At 62.7% G+C, this 13,211-nt stretch carries 13 protein-coding genes; 2 read left to right on the top strand and 11 right to left on the bottom strand.

The window, feature by feature from the left end:
* Positions 1 to 2: 2 nt before the first annotated feature.
* From L0F51_RS05770 to pcaD, 11 genes are all read right to left on the bottom strand, one after another.
* Positions 3 to 719, bottom strand: coding sequence for a 3-keto-5-aminohexanoate cleavage protein (locus L0F51_RS05770; protein WP_234628307.1), 717 nt, complete (start codon positions 717 to 719; stop codon positions 3 to 5).
* A 208-nt stretch (positions 720 to 927) separates the two neighbouring features.
* Entirely contained in the window at positions 928 to 1,413 is a 486-nt protein-coding gene (locus tag L0F51_RS05765; RefSeq protein ID WP_280139967.1) for an Lrp/AsnC family transcriptional regulator, read from the bottom strand.
* Between the two features lie 49 nt (positions 1,414 to 1,462).
* Positions 1,463 to 2,518 carry a P1 family peptidase gene (locus L0F51_RS05760; protein WP_234628306.1) on the bottom strand — a complete coding sequence of 352 codons (1,056 nt, stop codon included), beginning with the start codon at positions 2,516 to 2,518 and terminating at the stop codon, positions 1,463 to 1,465.
* A gap of 84 nt (positions 2,519 to 2,602) precedes the next feature.
* A complete protein-coding gene (locus L0F51_RS05755; RefSeq protein ID WP_128291687.1) occupies positions 2,603 to 3,742 on the bottom strand; it encodes a branched-chain amino acid ABC transporter substrate-binding protein in 1,140 nt (379 codons plus the stop codon).
* Between the two features lie 145 nt (positions 3,743 to 3,887).
* Positions 3,888 to 4,253, bottom strand: coding sequence for a DUF6867 family protein (locus L0F51_RS05750; RefSeq protein ID WP_128291688.1), 366 nt, complete (start codon positions 4,251 to 4,253; stop codon positions 3,888 to 3,890).
* Positions 4,250 to 4,993, bottom strand: coding sequence for an ABC transporter ATP-binding protein (locus L0F51_RS05745; RefSeq protein WP_128291689.1), 744 nt, complete (start codon positions 4,991 to 4,993; stop codon positions 4,250 to 4,252). The genes L0F51_RS05750 and L0F51_RS05745 overlap by 4 nt, the downstream gene beginning before the upstream one ends.
* Positions 4,990 to 5,997, bottom strand: coding sequence for an ABC transporter ATP-binding protein (locus L0F51_RS05740; protein ID WP_234628305.1), 1,008 nt, complete (start codon positions 5,995 to 5,997; stop codon positions 4,990 to 4,992). The genes L0F51_RS05745 and L0F51_RS05740 overlap by 4 nt, the downstream gene beginning before the upstream one ends.
* The gene (gene livM, locus L0F51_RS05735; protein WP_234628304.1) at positions 5,997 to 7,448 is read right to left on the bottom strand and encodes a high-affinity branched-chain amino acid ABC transporter permease LivM; all 1,452 of its coding nucleotides are present in this window, start codon (positions 7,446 to 7,448) and stop codon (positions 5,997 to 5,999) included. Before livM ends, L0F51_RS05740 begins: the two co-directional genes overlap by 1 nt.
* Position 7,449: 1 nt before the next feature.
* On the bottom strand, positions 7,450 to 8,376 hold the full coding sequence (locus tag L0F51_RS05730; RefSeq protein ID WP_234628303.1) for a branched-chain amino acid ABC transporter permease LivH: 927 nt from the start codon (positions 8,374 to 8,376) through the stop codon (positions 7,450 to 7,452).
* Positions 8,377 to 8,545: 169 nt separating this feature from the next.
* A complete protein-coding gene (locus tag L0F51_RS05725) occupies positions 8,546 to 9,802 on the bottom strand; it encodes an outer membrane protein (RefSeq protein ID WP_234628302.1) in 1,257 nt (418 codons plus the stop codon).
* A 249-nt stretch (positions 9,803 to 10,051) separates the two neighbouring features.
* Positions 10,052 to 10,837 carry a 3-oxoadipate enol-lactonase gene (gene pcaD, locus L0F51_RS05720; RefSeq protein ID WP_234628301.1) on the bottom strand — a complete coding sequence of 262 codons (786 nt, stop codon included), beginning with the start codon at positions 10,835 to 10,837 and terminating at the stop codon, positions 10,052 to 10,054.
* A 236-nt stretch (positions 10,838 to 11,073) separates the two neighbouring features.
* On the opposite strand from pcaD, the gene L0F51_RS05715 reads away from it, so the two are divergent.
* Both L0F51_RS05715 and L0F51_RS05710 read left to right on the top strand, forming a co-directional pair.
* Positions 11,074 to 11,994 carry a MoxR family ATPase gene (locus L0F51_RS05715; protein ID WP_234628300.1) on the top strand — a complete coding sequence of 307 codons (921 nt, stop codon included), beginning with the start codon at positions 11,074 to 11,076 and terminating at the stop codon, positions 11,992 to 11,994.
* Between the two features lie 15 nt (positions 11,995 to 12,009).
* Positions 12,010 to 13,206, top strand: coding sequence for a VWA domain-containing protein (locus L0F51_RS05710; RefSeq protein WP_234628299.1), 1,197 nt, complete (start codon positions 12,010 to 12,012; stop codon positions 13,204 to 13,206).
* Positions 13,207 to 13,211 lie beyond the last annotated feature (5 nt).

The raw sequence follows: 13,211 nt of genomic DNA, 5'->3' as shown, positions 1-13,211 counted from the left end.
GGTCAGCGAGCCCGGCGAAACTCCATGGCTTGTGAGACCAGGCTGGCATTCCCGTCGGCAATGTCGCCGTTCGGGAGGGTGCATCCGTCTTCCAGCCCAACGCGCGTCGAGACGTTCATCGCAAAGGCGCGTTCGACAAAGTGCCAGACGGTGGCATCAAAGCCATGCAACAGAAGCGGTCGGTGAACATCTGCCGCTTCCAAAACCTGCACGATTCCGGTTGCGACAGCGTCCGCCTCCTCGGTCTCTTGTTCCTCGATCTCGATCAGAATGCGGAAGACCCGCTTGCGCTCCTGAAGAGCGACAAACCGCTCGGCATCAGCGACACTGGCGAGCCCCGCTTCGACGCCCACACCCATGCGCTGGAGCAACGCGATGACCGCAGGTGCGTCGGGGTCGGCGAGATTGACGGAGGCATAATCGGGCAGCTCCTGCCAGGCGGCGATTTCGTCTCGTGTCCGTCTCTCATCGCCCGTAATCCACGCGCCGGTCGAGACGCCGATGAGCGTGCCCGGACAGGCGCGACGTACCGCCCGGATGGTGTCGCCGACCGCTACGAGGCTCTCTTGGCGGTCTTGCCCGCGTGGGTGGATGTGGAGTTCGGCCGCCCCGGCTGCAATGCAGGCCGCGCCATCTTGCGCCATGGCGTCGGCCGATAACGGCAGGCGGGGGTGGTAATCGACGGGGCGTGCTCCGTTCAAACAGGCTTGGACGATCACGCGGGTCTCCGGCTTCCTTTGTCGGGCCAGATCAGCCGCAACCGAAGTGGCGGCAAGACCGGTCTCGGAGCGGATGAGCTTTCAAAGCTGCGCATCTGTCGGTGCCGTGTCCAGGCTCTGTCACGAGGACGGTCGAGAAGGATGGAGGGCTGCGAAGTTCAGATGGAAGCCAGGGAATGGTTGGACGCGAAGACAGGGGCGGTTGCCCTCACGCCTCCCGGATCGGCAGGGAGGGGGTGTCTTTCACGGTGGCGACGACGATGCGCGACTGGACATCCGTGACGAGTTCGTTGTCGAGGAGCTTGGAGCGCAGGAACCAGTCATAGGTGTGGATGTCGTTGGTGACGATCTTGAGCAGATAGTCGACCGCGCCCGTCACCCGCTCGCAGACGAGCACTTCCGGCCAGGAATTCACCAGCTTGTCGAATTTTTCCATGTTCTGACGGCTCGGTACGCCGAGCTTGACGAAGGCGTAAGCGACGAAATCGAGCCCGACCGCGTTGCGCTCCACCAGCGCCACGACGGCGCGGATGATGCCCTCTTCTTTCAGTCGCTTGATGCGCCGCCAGGCCGGCGTCTGGCTCATCCCCGCTTCGCGCGCGATATCTGCCACCGACAGGGACGCATCGCGCTGCATGATCCGCAGAATGCGGATCTCGCCTGGGTCAAGTTCAATTTCCTGAGGCCTCTGCACGTTATTTTCTCCTCCCGCCGCGGAAGCTAATTTTCAGGTCTCCGGCCGCTCAAGCCGTATCGCCAAAACGCCCTTTCCAGGTCGGGAGGCGATCGCTTTGTGTATCTGTCGCCCAGTAGACGGCGCGCGCAACGGCCCGTGCCAGGACCCCCGGGGCTGCTGCGCAGAGCTCCAGCATCATGGAAAGGGGCTCCATGTTCGGATCTGTTTCAGCTTTGCCTGTGGACAATGCGAAGACCGTGTCGCCGTCGAAAGGTGTGTGGGCCGGATAGATCGACAGAGCAAACCCGTCATGTGCGACGATAGCAAGGCGCTTCGCCTCAGCCTTCGTCAAAGGCTGATCGGTCGCGATGACGGCGATCGTCGTATTGGCGGCCGGCGCCGGATCGAATTTCGTGATGCGCGCGGCCGTCTCCGGACTGGCCGTGGCTGGCAAACCGAGGCCGCCGAATTCGTGGTCGACCTCGAAAGGGGCGGCGCGGAAATGAGGGCCGTCGCCGAACGTCACGGCACCCACGGCATTGACCGCGACGAAGGCGGCGATCGTCGCTCCCGAGGAGAGTTGCTCCCCGGCATGGCCGAACCCGCCCTTCAGATTGGCGGTCGTGGCCCCCGTGCCGGCTCCGAGAGTTCCCACTTCCACCGCCCCGCCTTGTATCGCTTCCAGGGCGGAGCTGCAGGCTCGATATGCCAATCCGGGGTAGGGGTTGGCGGCAGCGGCGCGTTCTTTTGCCGGGAGAAAGCTCTTGTCCCCGCCATTGGCGAGATCGAACAAAATTGCTGTCGGCACGATCGGGACGCGAAGCCCCGCCACCTCGAAGCCGCGACCGTTCTCCGCAAGAAAGGACATGGCACCATCTGCTGCCGCAAGTCCGAAGGCGGAGCCGCCTGACAGGACGATCGCGTCGACTTTCGACACGCTCGCTTCCGGCTCGGCAAGGCCGAGCTCGCGCGTTCCGGGCGCGCCGCCGCCGATATGCGCGCTCATCACCGCAGGTTCATCCGGCAGGAGAACAGTGACGCCCGATTTCAGAGTTTCATCGGAAGCGTGGCCAATGCGCAGACCTGCCGGCATTCCAGAAAAGGGTACCGGATAACGATTCATGCCGGATCAAAACGCAGCGGCAGGCAAAAGAAAAGCCCCGGCGGAGATGCCGCCGGGGCCGATCGAAAAAGCGGGTTAACGCGCTTACGATTTCTTCTCTTCGGTAGCTTTTTCGTCGCCCGCGTTGAGGTAATCGTAGCTGCCGTCGTGCCATTCGTAGAAGACGTAGCCCGGCAGCGACACGTCGCCCTTGTCGTCGAAGGAGAGCTCGCCGAGAACCGTGTCGAAGGTTCCGGTGTTCAGAGCCTCGTTGACTTCGTCATAATCGGCCGCGCCGGCCGTCTCGACTGCCTGAGCCCATGCCTGAATCGCGGCGTAGGTGTAGAGGACGTAACCTTCGGTCGGCTTGCCGGCATCTTCCAGCTTCTTCACGATCGGGGCGGCCGTCTCGCTCTTCCGCGGATCCGGCGAGAAGGTCATCATCGTGCCTTCGCCGGCATCGCCGGTGATCGCCCAGTATTCGTCGGTGACGAGGGCGTCGCCGGAGATCAGCTGCACATCCATGCCCTGATCCTTCATCTGGCGCGCCATCAGGCCGGCTTCGGTGTGATAGCCGCCGACATAGAGGACGCCGATGCCTTCCTGCTTCAGCTTGGAAACGAGGGCCGTGTAGTCCTTTTCACCGGCCGTGTAGGCCTCGTACATGTCGGCCTTCTTGCCGGCCGCTTCCATCGCCGCCTTGGTCTCGTCGGCGAGGCCCTTGCCGTAAGCCGTCTTGTCGTGGATGACGGCGACCTTCTTGTCCGGATAATGCTCGGCGATGAATTCGCCCGCGACCTTGCCCTGCTGGTCGTCACGGCCGCAGACGCGGTAGGTGCCGCCGTCCGGGTTCGGGCGCTCGTCCGTGAACGTCGGATTGGTCGAAGCCGGGGAAATCTGGACGATGCCTTCTTCCGCGTAAACTGCGGAAGCCGGGATCGACGATCCCGAGCAGAAATGGCCTGCTACGAAGACGACGCCCTTGCCGGCCATCTGGTTGGCGACGGCCACAGCCTGCTTCGGGTCGCAGGCGTCGTCGCCGATTTCAAGAACGAGTTTCTCGCCGAGGACGCCGCCCTTCTCGTTGATGTCTTCCACCGCCTGCTGGGCGCCAGCCTTCATCTGCTCGCCGAAAGAGGCGTACTGGCCGGTCATCGGCCCGACCGTGGCGATCGTGATGTCGGCCCATGCCGCACCCGTCATTGCGAAGCTCAAAGCGACGCCTGCCAACATTGCTTTTTTCAATGGATTCTCCCTCTTTCTTAGATGGCACCATGATCTAAAAGACCCGCGGTGCCCGTGCGGGTGATTGAGGCGAACCTCAATTGTCTCGATCTAAGCCCATTCTCCTCCCGGATGGTACGGCTTTTGCTGACATCCGGATCTATGCCTAGACCTTGCGTTTCCAGCCAAACGGCCCTGAACGGTGGTAAAGGAAACTATACTGCTCGCTCATCTGGTGCGAGCGATTCATCTGCCGGGCCGCGGCTGCAATCAGCATCAATGCGATGAAGTCGACGACATAATAGTGAAGACCCGTCGCAAAGCCTGCGGGCGGCAAGAGAAACGTGCCGTTGAACAGGCTATAATGGATGAAGCGTACAGCGAGAGACAGAAGCGCGATATAGACGGCAAGACGCAGCCAGGAGCCCCAGGTGAGCGCGACGGCACGCCCTGTCATCCAGGCCGCGAGCCCGCCGAGCACGAGCGTGACGAGCGCGAATTCCGTGAGCGAAACTTCCCAGATCAGGTTCATTCGGCCGCCTCTTTTCTGCCGCCCTCGAGATAGGCTGCCCGAACTTCCGGCCTTGCCAGAAGCTCTACCCCCGTGCCCGACATCGTGATCTGTCCGTTGACCATGACATAGCCGCGATGGGCGAGGCGGAGGGCGTGAAACGCGTTCTGCTCGACGAGGAACACGGTCAGGCCCTCTTCTCGGTTCAGCTCCTTGATGACTTCGAAGATCTGTTTGACCACCATCGGCGCGAGGCCGAGGGAGGGTTCGTCGAGAAGCAGCAGGCGAGGCCGGCTCATCAAGGCGCGACCGATCGCGAGCATCTGCTGCTCGCCGCCCGACAACGTTCCCCCGCGCTGATGCTGACGCTCTTTGAGGCGCGGGAAAAGGTCGAACACCCGCTGAAGATCGGCATCGAAGCTCGCGCCGTCGGTGACGAGAGCGCCCATCTGCAGGTTCTCCATCACCGTCATGCGCGGGAAGATGCGGCGCCCTTCCGGAGACTGTGCGATGGAGCGCTGCATGATGTCATGCGTCGGCAGATGGGTGATGTCCTCGCCATCATAGACGATGCGTCCCTTGCGGGCCTGCGGGTTGCCGCAGATCGTCATCATCAAGGTGGACTTGCCGGCGCCGTTGGCTCCGATGAGGGTGACGATCTCGCCTTCGAAGACGGCGATATCGACGCCGCGCAGGGCGATGATGTTGCCGTAATAGGTCTCGACGCCTTCAACGGCGAGAAGCGGATTTTGGCCCGTCATGGCTTCGTCTCCTGCTCGCCTGCGGGCTCTCCGGCAGACGCCGCCTGTCCGGCCGCTGCTGCGGCTGCCGCTTCGGCTTCCGCCTCGGCGACCTCCTCGTCCTCGACGCCGAGATAGGCGGCGATCACCGAAGGATCGTTTCTGACGTAATCGGCCGAGCCGTCGGAAATCTTCTCGCCGTAATCGAGCACGACGACATGGTCGGAAATCTCCATCACCACGCCCATATCGTGTTCGATCAGGAGCACGGAGGTGCCGGCTTCCGATCGAATGAACTGAAGAAGCTCGTTGAGCTCGCTCGATTCGCGCGGGTTCAGTCCCGCCGCCGGTTCGTCGAGGCAGAGAAGCTGCGGGTCGGTGCACATTGCACGGGCGATCTCAAGCCGGCGCTGGTCGCCATAGGGCAGGGCGGCCGCGGGTTCGTCGGCGCGCTCCTTCAGGCGAATGTGCTCCAGCCAATAGACGGCCTTGTCGATCGACTTCTGCCTTGCCTTACGGAACCCCGGCAGGTTGAAGATCCCGCCGATGGTGAATCCCGAGGCGGCCATCAGCGCGTTGTGCTGGGCGACGAGCAGATTTTCCAGAACCGTCATGCCGCCGAAGAGGCGGATGTTCTGGAAGGTGCGGGCGACCTTTGCATCGCGTGAAATGCAGAAGTCCGGCATCCGCTCCAGCAGGAAGATCGCTCCCTCGGCGGTGCTCATCGATTGCTCACCGCTTTCCGTCAGCTTGCGGACCTCCGCGTCGGAGATGGTGCTGCCGTGGCGCATGATGATGCGCCCTTCGGTCGGTTTGTAGAACCCGGTGACGCAGTTGAAGACCGTCGTCTTGCCGGCACCGTTTGGTCCGATGAGGGCGGTGATATCGCCCCGACCGACATTGAAGGAGAGATCGTCGACGGCCACGAGGCCACCGAAGCGCATGGTCAGGTTTTCGACCGTGAGAACCGGGTTGTCGTCCCAGCGTCCCGGCTCGCTGACATTGTCTTTGAGTGCTGCAGACATCAGTGGCCCTCACCTTGAGAGACCATATCGGCGCTGATCGTCTGACGTTCCTTCAAAATGGCGGATGGCTCGCGCGTGGCGATGAGGCCGCGGGGACGCCAGACCATGATGATCACCATCAGAAGACCGAAGATCAGCATGCGGTATTCGGCGAAATCACGGAAGAGCTCGAAGCCGCCGATCATGACGATCGAGGCGATGACGACGCCCATCTGCGAACCGAGCCCGCCCAGCACGACGATCGCCAGGATCAGTGCCGATTCCATGAAGGTGAAGCTTTCCGGCGAAATGAAGCCCTGACGCGTGGCGAAGAAGGCGCCGGCGAAGCCACCGAACATGGCGCCGATGGCGAAGGCCGTCAGCTTCGTATTGGTGGTGTTGATGCCAAGCGACCGGCAAGCGATCTCGTCTTCACGCAGCGCTTCCCAGGCGCGTCCCAGCGGCAGTTTGCGGAGCCTGAGCGTCACCAGGTTGGTGATCATGGCGAGCGCCAGGATGATGTAGAAGAAGTAGGCCTGCTTGTAGGCGGAATCGTAGCCGATCCCGAGAAGGCCGGGCAGGTTTTCCGCGCCCCGCTTGAATTCCAGCCCGAAGAATGTCGGATCGGGAATGCCGGAAATGCCGTTCGGCCCGCCGGTGAACGTATACCAGTTCAAGAGCACGACGCGGATGATCTCACCGAACGCGAGTGTGACGATGGCGAGATAATCGCCTCGAAGCCGCAGCACCGGGAAGCCGAGAATGAGGCCCCAGCAGGCCGCCAGGATGCCCGCGATCGGAAGAGCGAACCAGAAGCCGACTTCGAAGAACTGGGCGAAGAGGGCGAACGAATAGGCGCCCACCGCATAGAAGGCGACGTAGCCGAGATCGAGGAGGCCCGCGAGGCCCACCACGATGTTCAGCCCCCAGCCGAGCATGATGTAGGTGAGAACGAGCACGCCCAGATCGATGAATTGCTTATCCTTCATCGGGAAGAGGGCGAGGATGATGACCGGATAAAGGACCGCCGCGACCAGTGCCACGACGCCGACCGACTTCGAATGGCGCGCGAAATGCTCAGATAACGGTGTGCCTTCGCCGGAGCCGAAGGCGCGCAGAAGAAGCGGCCTCGTTCCGGCCTTGGTGGCCGGCCGCCACAGCAGAATGCGAAAGAGGAGACGGCCGACGAAGACGACGACGATGGCGGTGCCGAAGGCTTGCCAGCGGGTCGACAGGTCCAGTCCACCGATCGCGATGTCGGTGCGGAAGCCGATGAAAAAGAGGAAGAGAGCTGCTGCGATCGCGGCGGCGATGGCGGCATCCTTCAAAGCAGCGGCGATTGCGGAAAGACGCTGCGGTTCTTCGACGAAGGGGGGCTCGCCGGCATAGCCGGCGACGCGCTGTTCCCACTCCACCAAGGCGCCTGGCGCCTGCTGTTCGTCGGCGCTGCCTGCCTGGTTTATGTTGGACATGTCAGACTTTCTCGACTTCCGGTTTGCCGAGGAGCCCGGAGGGCAGGAAGATGAGCGTGATCGCCAGGATCGAGAACGCCGCCACGTCCTTGTACTCCACCGAGAAGTATCCGGACCAGAAGGTCTCGATGAGACCGATGGCGAGGCCTCCGAGCATGGCGCCCGGCAGGGAGCCGATGCCGCCCAGAACCGCCGCTGTGAAGGCTTTCACGCCGGCGATGAAGCCGATGTAGAAGTCGATCACGCCGTAGTAGAGCAGGAACATGACGCCTGCGACGGCCGCAAGTGCGGCGCCCATGACGAAGGTCAAAGAGATCGTCCGGTCGACGTTGACGCCGAGCAGCGAGGCCATCTTGGCATCCTGCTCGCAAGCCCGCTGAGCCCGTCCGAGCGAGGTCTTGGAGATCAGCATCGAGAAGCCGGCCATCAAGACGACGGTCGTGACGATGATGATGATCTGCATGTAGGAGAGCTGCACCACGATGTTGCCGGCTTCCGCATCACCCTGCATCAGGGTGACGCCTCCGGTGATCTGCGGCGGCAGCGGCTTGACGCGCGCGCCCTGCGTCAGCTGCACGAAGTTCTGCAGCGTGATCGACATGCCGATGGCGGTGATGAGCGGCGCCAGGCGGAAGGAACCGCGAAGCGGCCGGTAGGCCAGGCGCTCGACTGTCCATCCCCAGACGGAGGTGAAGATCATCGCGATGATGAGGACTGCAAGCAGGATGAGCGGCAGTGCCGTCACTCCGATTGCGAGCATAATCAAGAAAACAGTGAGAGCGATGAAGGCGCTCACCATAAAAATATCGCCATGGGCGAAATTGATCATGCCGATGATGCCGTAGACCATCGTATAGCCGATGGCGATAAGGCCGTAGATCGAACCGAGCGTGACGCCGTTGATCAGCTGCTGAACGAAATATTCCATCGTTCTTTAATTGTACCCCTCTTATGGCCATTATTTTATTATTGGCACACGATCGAGTGCGGAACACTCGAACGCCAAAGAGGTCAATCGTTTAGCAAGCCGTCACACTGTGCACAATATGTGGCTGTGGACGGTGTGACGGTTTCGACGAAAGTCTGAAATATTCACATCACGGAAGACGAACGGCGAGACCTGCGCGAACCGTGTCTACAGAGGGTTCGAAGCTCGCCGCACCTGCAACGACGTCGCCGGTCACGTCTTCGAATTCGTCGTGGAGATACTCGAGCCGCCCAAACACGTGATCGGTAATCGCAACGTCGACGCCAGCACCGACCGTCCAGCCCTTCGCGGGCTCGACATTGAGCGAAGAGGTGCCTTCCTGCTGGAAGTGGACTTGCGTGATGGCGAAACCGCCCGCGAGGTAGGGCAGGAACCGGTCCCAGGCGTAGCCGATACGGCCACGCACATGCGCATCCCACATCGGCTCCTTATCGAGCCTCACGCCCGCGATGGTCGAGGTCGATTCGCCCTGGCGGAGGCTGAGATCTGCATCGAGGCCCGTGACGACATTGCCGAACTGGTAGTTCGCACCAAGGAACATGCCCGTGCCGAAGCTTCCGTCGCTCGCATCATCGCTGCCCAGGCCGGCGATCTCTGCGTCGTCCTGGAGCATCGATGCGCTGACCATCGCACCGCCGTAAAAGCCCGACCAGGTGTTTCCGGGCTTCGTCAGGAAGCTTTCGGGATAGTCCTTAAAGCCGTTGCCGAGAGCGAAGATGATGGCGCCACGAAACTGCTGGGCCTCCGGCTCGAACTTCGTCGAGCCGCCGCTGAACACGTAATCCTCGGCGCCGAAGCGGGTGTAGAGGTATTCTGCGCGCACGCGGATCGGATAGTAGACCGCAACTTCGAGACCGGCGCCGACCGACCAGCCGAGATGGCGGGTCACATCGCCCTGGGTCATCGGCGCGAGCGAATGGCCATGGATCTCGGCCACGCGGCCGCCGGCCATGACGTACGGCATGAAGCGGCCCCACGTATAGCCGAGGCGCCCATAGACGCCGGCATCCCAGATGTAATCGCTGCCCACTGAGACGGACGCATTTTCCGTCTTGGTCTCGTGGATGGTGATGTCACCTTCCAGGCCGAGGACGATATTGCCGAAGAGCCAGTTGTAGCCGCGCAGTCCGCCGCCGGAGAAACCGCCATGGTCGCTCATGGAGAAGTCGGTGCCCGCGGGGGTCCGACCGTCGATATTGTCCGACGACCAGCCGAAATGCATGCCGGTGTAGAAGCCCTCCCATTGCGACACGGACACCGGAGATGTGACCGGAACATAGGGTGCGGGCGCTTCTGGAAGATCGGCGGCGAGAGCGGGGCTTGCGAGGACGACCATGCCGAAGACGGCTGTTCCAAGACCACGCATCCAAATCACCTCGAGCTTCCGCGAATGTCGCAATGGAGGGCAGCTATCTCCCCGAAATGCCAGGCGTCAATTGAGCGGACCTGCCAGGGCACAGTTCACGAAACGGTGTTGCCGATCGGCCATAGAAACCGGGGAGGCCGGTCGATGAATGTTTCGGGCGGGTCCTCGGCGCTGGTCCTCAGGGCTGGGAGGTGCGTGCGGTCTTCTCAGCCCCGAGGTCGGAGCGCCCGCATTCGTGGAGGCCTTCGATCAGTTTCCGCGCAGATACGAGAAGACAGCGCGGTTGAATTCCGCTGGCGCTTCGACGGCCGACAGATGCGCTGCGTGCACGATTTCCTTGCGAGCGCCTGCGATGTTGTCGGCAATAAGTTCGCCGTCCTGCGGAGGTGTCGAGGGATCACTGTCGCCGATGAGGATGAGAACGTCCGCCTCGATCGCGGACAGGGTGGGACGCAGATCCATGTCGCGGATCGCGGCGCAGCAGCCGGCATAGCCATCGGGTTCGGTTGCCCGGATCTGTTCCGCGATACGCTCCACTTCATCCGGACAGTCGCGCCGGAAGGCGGCCGTGAACCAGCGTTCGGTGACACCGTCGACCAGGGCTTCCATGCCGTTGTCGGTGACGGCCTTGATGCGCGCGTTCCAGAGGTCGGCCGGCGGCATATGGGCGGAGGTGTTGCACAAAGCGAGTTTGCCAAATCGCGCCGGATGATCGCGCGCCAGGACGATGCCGGTCATACCGCCCATCGAGAGGCCGCAGAAATCGGTCTTGTCGATCTTCAAAAAGTCCAAGAGCTCGACGACGTCCTGGCCGAGGCGTTCCATGGAGAAGGCGTCTGCCGGGACGGGAGAGCGGCCGTGACCGCGCTGGTCGTAGCGGATGACCCGAAAACTGGTCTCCGCCTCGTCGACCTGGGCGTCCCACATGGCGAGGTTGGTGCCGAGCGAATTGGAAAAGACGAGGGGCGGCGCCGAGCGGTTGCCGGCTTCCTCATACCAGATGCGGGCTCCATCGCTTAACTCACAAAACGGCATTCGGATTCTCCTTTGCGCGATTGTCGTGGAACGAGAGGGGTTTGGCGGGCAGGTCTGAGAGTTTGATTCCGCTTTCAGCCGCCGGCGAAACGATTCCTCTCGTCGCTCGGGCCGGTCGCAGACTTAGGCTTCGCCTGCGGCAGAGGAAAGGCGGCTGGGGCGTTTTCATCAGGCGGATGGTCTGGTGAGCGGCTTGATCTATACTGATAGCGAGAGCCCAAGCCGATAGGAGCCCCATGTCCGTCCGACCCTTGCCGCAATCGATCGACGAGACGCTCCAGCTTTTGAACGGTGCCGGATATGTCGCCGACCGCTCGCTCGCGACCGTCCTCTTCCTGTCTCTCAAGATGGGCCGGCCTCTTTTCCTGGAGGGGGAGGCAGGCGTCGGCAAAACGGAAATCGCCAAGGTCTTGTCGCAGACGCTCGATCGCCGCCTGATCCGACTGCAATGCTATGAAGGCCTCGATGTCGCGAGCGCCGTCTACGAGTGGAACTACACGGCGCAGATGATCGAGATCAGGCTCGCGGAGGCCGCCGGCGACAGCGACCGGCGGATGCTTGCCGAGGATGTGTTCTCCGAGCGGTTTCTCATCAAGCGTCCGGTCCTGCAGGCGTTAGAACCGGATCTGAACGGGCCGCCGATTTTTCTCATCGACGAACTCGACCGTGCCGACGAGGCATTCGAAGCCTTTCTCCTGGAAGTTCTGTCCGACAATCAGGTCACGATCCCCGAGATCGGGACGATCCGCGCACCCGAACCGCCGGTCGTCGTCGTCACCACCAACCGCACACGTGAGATCCACGACGCTTTGAAGCGGCGCTGCCTTTATCATTGGGTCGATTATCCGGACGCCGAGCGGGAATTGCGCATCGTCAACGAGCGCGTGCCGGGCGTTCGCGAGCGGCTTGCCCGCGAGGTCGTCGGCTTCGTTCAGCGGCTGCGTCGGGAAGATCTGTTCAAGAAGCCGGGGGTGGCGGAGACGCTCGATTGGGCGAGTGCGCTCACCGAGCTCGATATGGTGGCGCTCGATCCGGAGATGATTTCCGATACGCTTGGCGTGCTTCTCAAATACCAGGACGATATCGGCCGGATCGAGGGAAGCCGCTCGAAGCAGCTTCTGGACGAGGCGCGGGCCGAGCTCGCCGCTGCCGAGTGAGGGACGGGTAGCGCCGTGACGGAGACAGGCGGCAAGATCGCCGACAACATCGTCTATTTCGCACGGGCGCTGCGGCGCGCGGGCCTGCCGGTCGGCCCCGCCGCGGTCGTCGATGCGATCCGTGCGGTCGAGGTCGCGGGCATTTCTTCGCGCGACGACTTTTATTGGACCCTGCATGCGGTTTTCGTGAACAAGCGTGCCGATCGCCCGGTCTTCCATGAAGCGTTCGAGCTTTTCTGGCGCGAGCGCGGGCTCGTGGAGAAGATGCTCGAGCTCTTGTCGCCGGTGGCCCCGCCACGGCCCGCGGAGACCGAAAAGCCGAAGCCTGGGCAGCAGCGCGTCGAGGAGGCGATGCAGGCGCTGAAAGAGCGTCGCGAGGAAGAGGTCTTTCCCGAAATCGAGATCGATGCACGCATGACGGTGAGCGAGAAGGAGATTTTGCGCCGCAAGGATTTCGCGCAGATGAGCGCCGAGGAGATCGCCTCCGCGATGCGTGCGCTCGCCTCTCTGCAGTTTCCCGACGATCAGATCGTAACCCGGCGGCTTGTCGCTGCGACACGGGGCAAGGTCGATCCGCGCCGCACGGTCCGTGCCACCATGCGCTCGGCGGGCGATCTGATCCTGCCGCAGGCGCGCAAGCGCAAGGTGCAGGAGCCGCCGCTCGTGGCGCTTGCCGACATTTCCGGTTCGATGAGCGAATACTCCCGTGTGATGCTGCATTTCCTGCATGCGCTGTCGTCGCGCCGGAAGGTTCACTCGTTCCTCTTCGGCACACGGCTCAGCAACGTGACGCGGCAGCTGCGCTACAAGGATCCCGACGAGGCGCTTGCGGGCTGCTCCGACGCGGTCGTCGACTGGTCGGGCGGCACGCGCATCGCCGATGCGTTGCACGTCTTCAACCGCGACTGGTCCAGGCGGGTGCTGGGGCAGGGCGCGACGGTGCTTTTGATCACCGATGGGCTGGAGCGCGAAGAGGGGGCGGATCTCGCGGCGGAGGCTGCGAGGCTCGGCCGCTCCTGCCGTCGTCTGATCTGGCTCAATCCGCTCCTGCGTTTTGAGCAATTCGAGGCCAAGGCCCGTGGCATTCGAGCGATCCTGCCCCATGTCGATGACTTTCGGCCGGTGCATTCGTTGGAGGCGATTGAGGATCTGGTGAAGGCCTTGTCGACACCGGCCAAGAGGCCGCGCCCGGCATTGAGCCGAGCCGCCTGAGGGAG

Source organism: Afifella sp. H1R, assembly GCF_021462425.1.
GTDB lineage: Bacteria > Pseudomonadota > Alphaproteobacteria > Rhizobiales > Afifellaceae > Afifella > Afifella aestuarii.
This window is presented reverse-complemented; position numbering and strand designations above follow the sequence as displayed.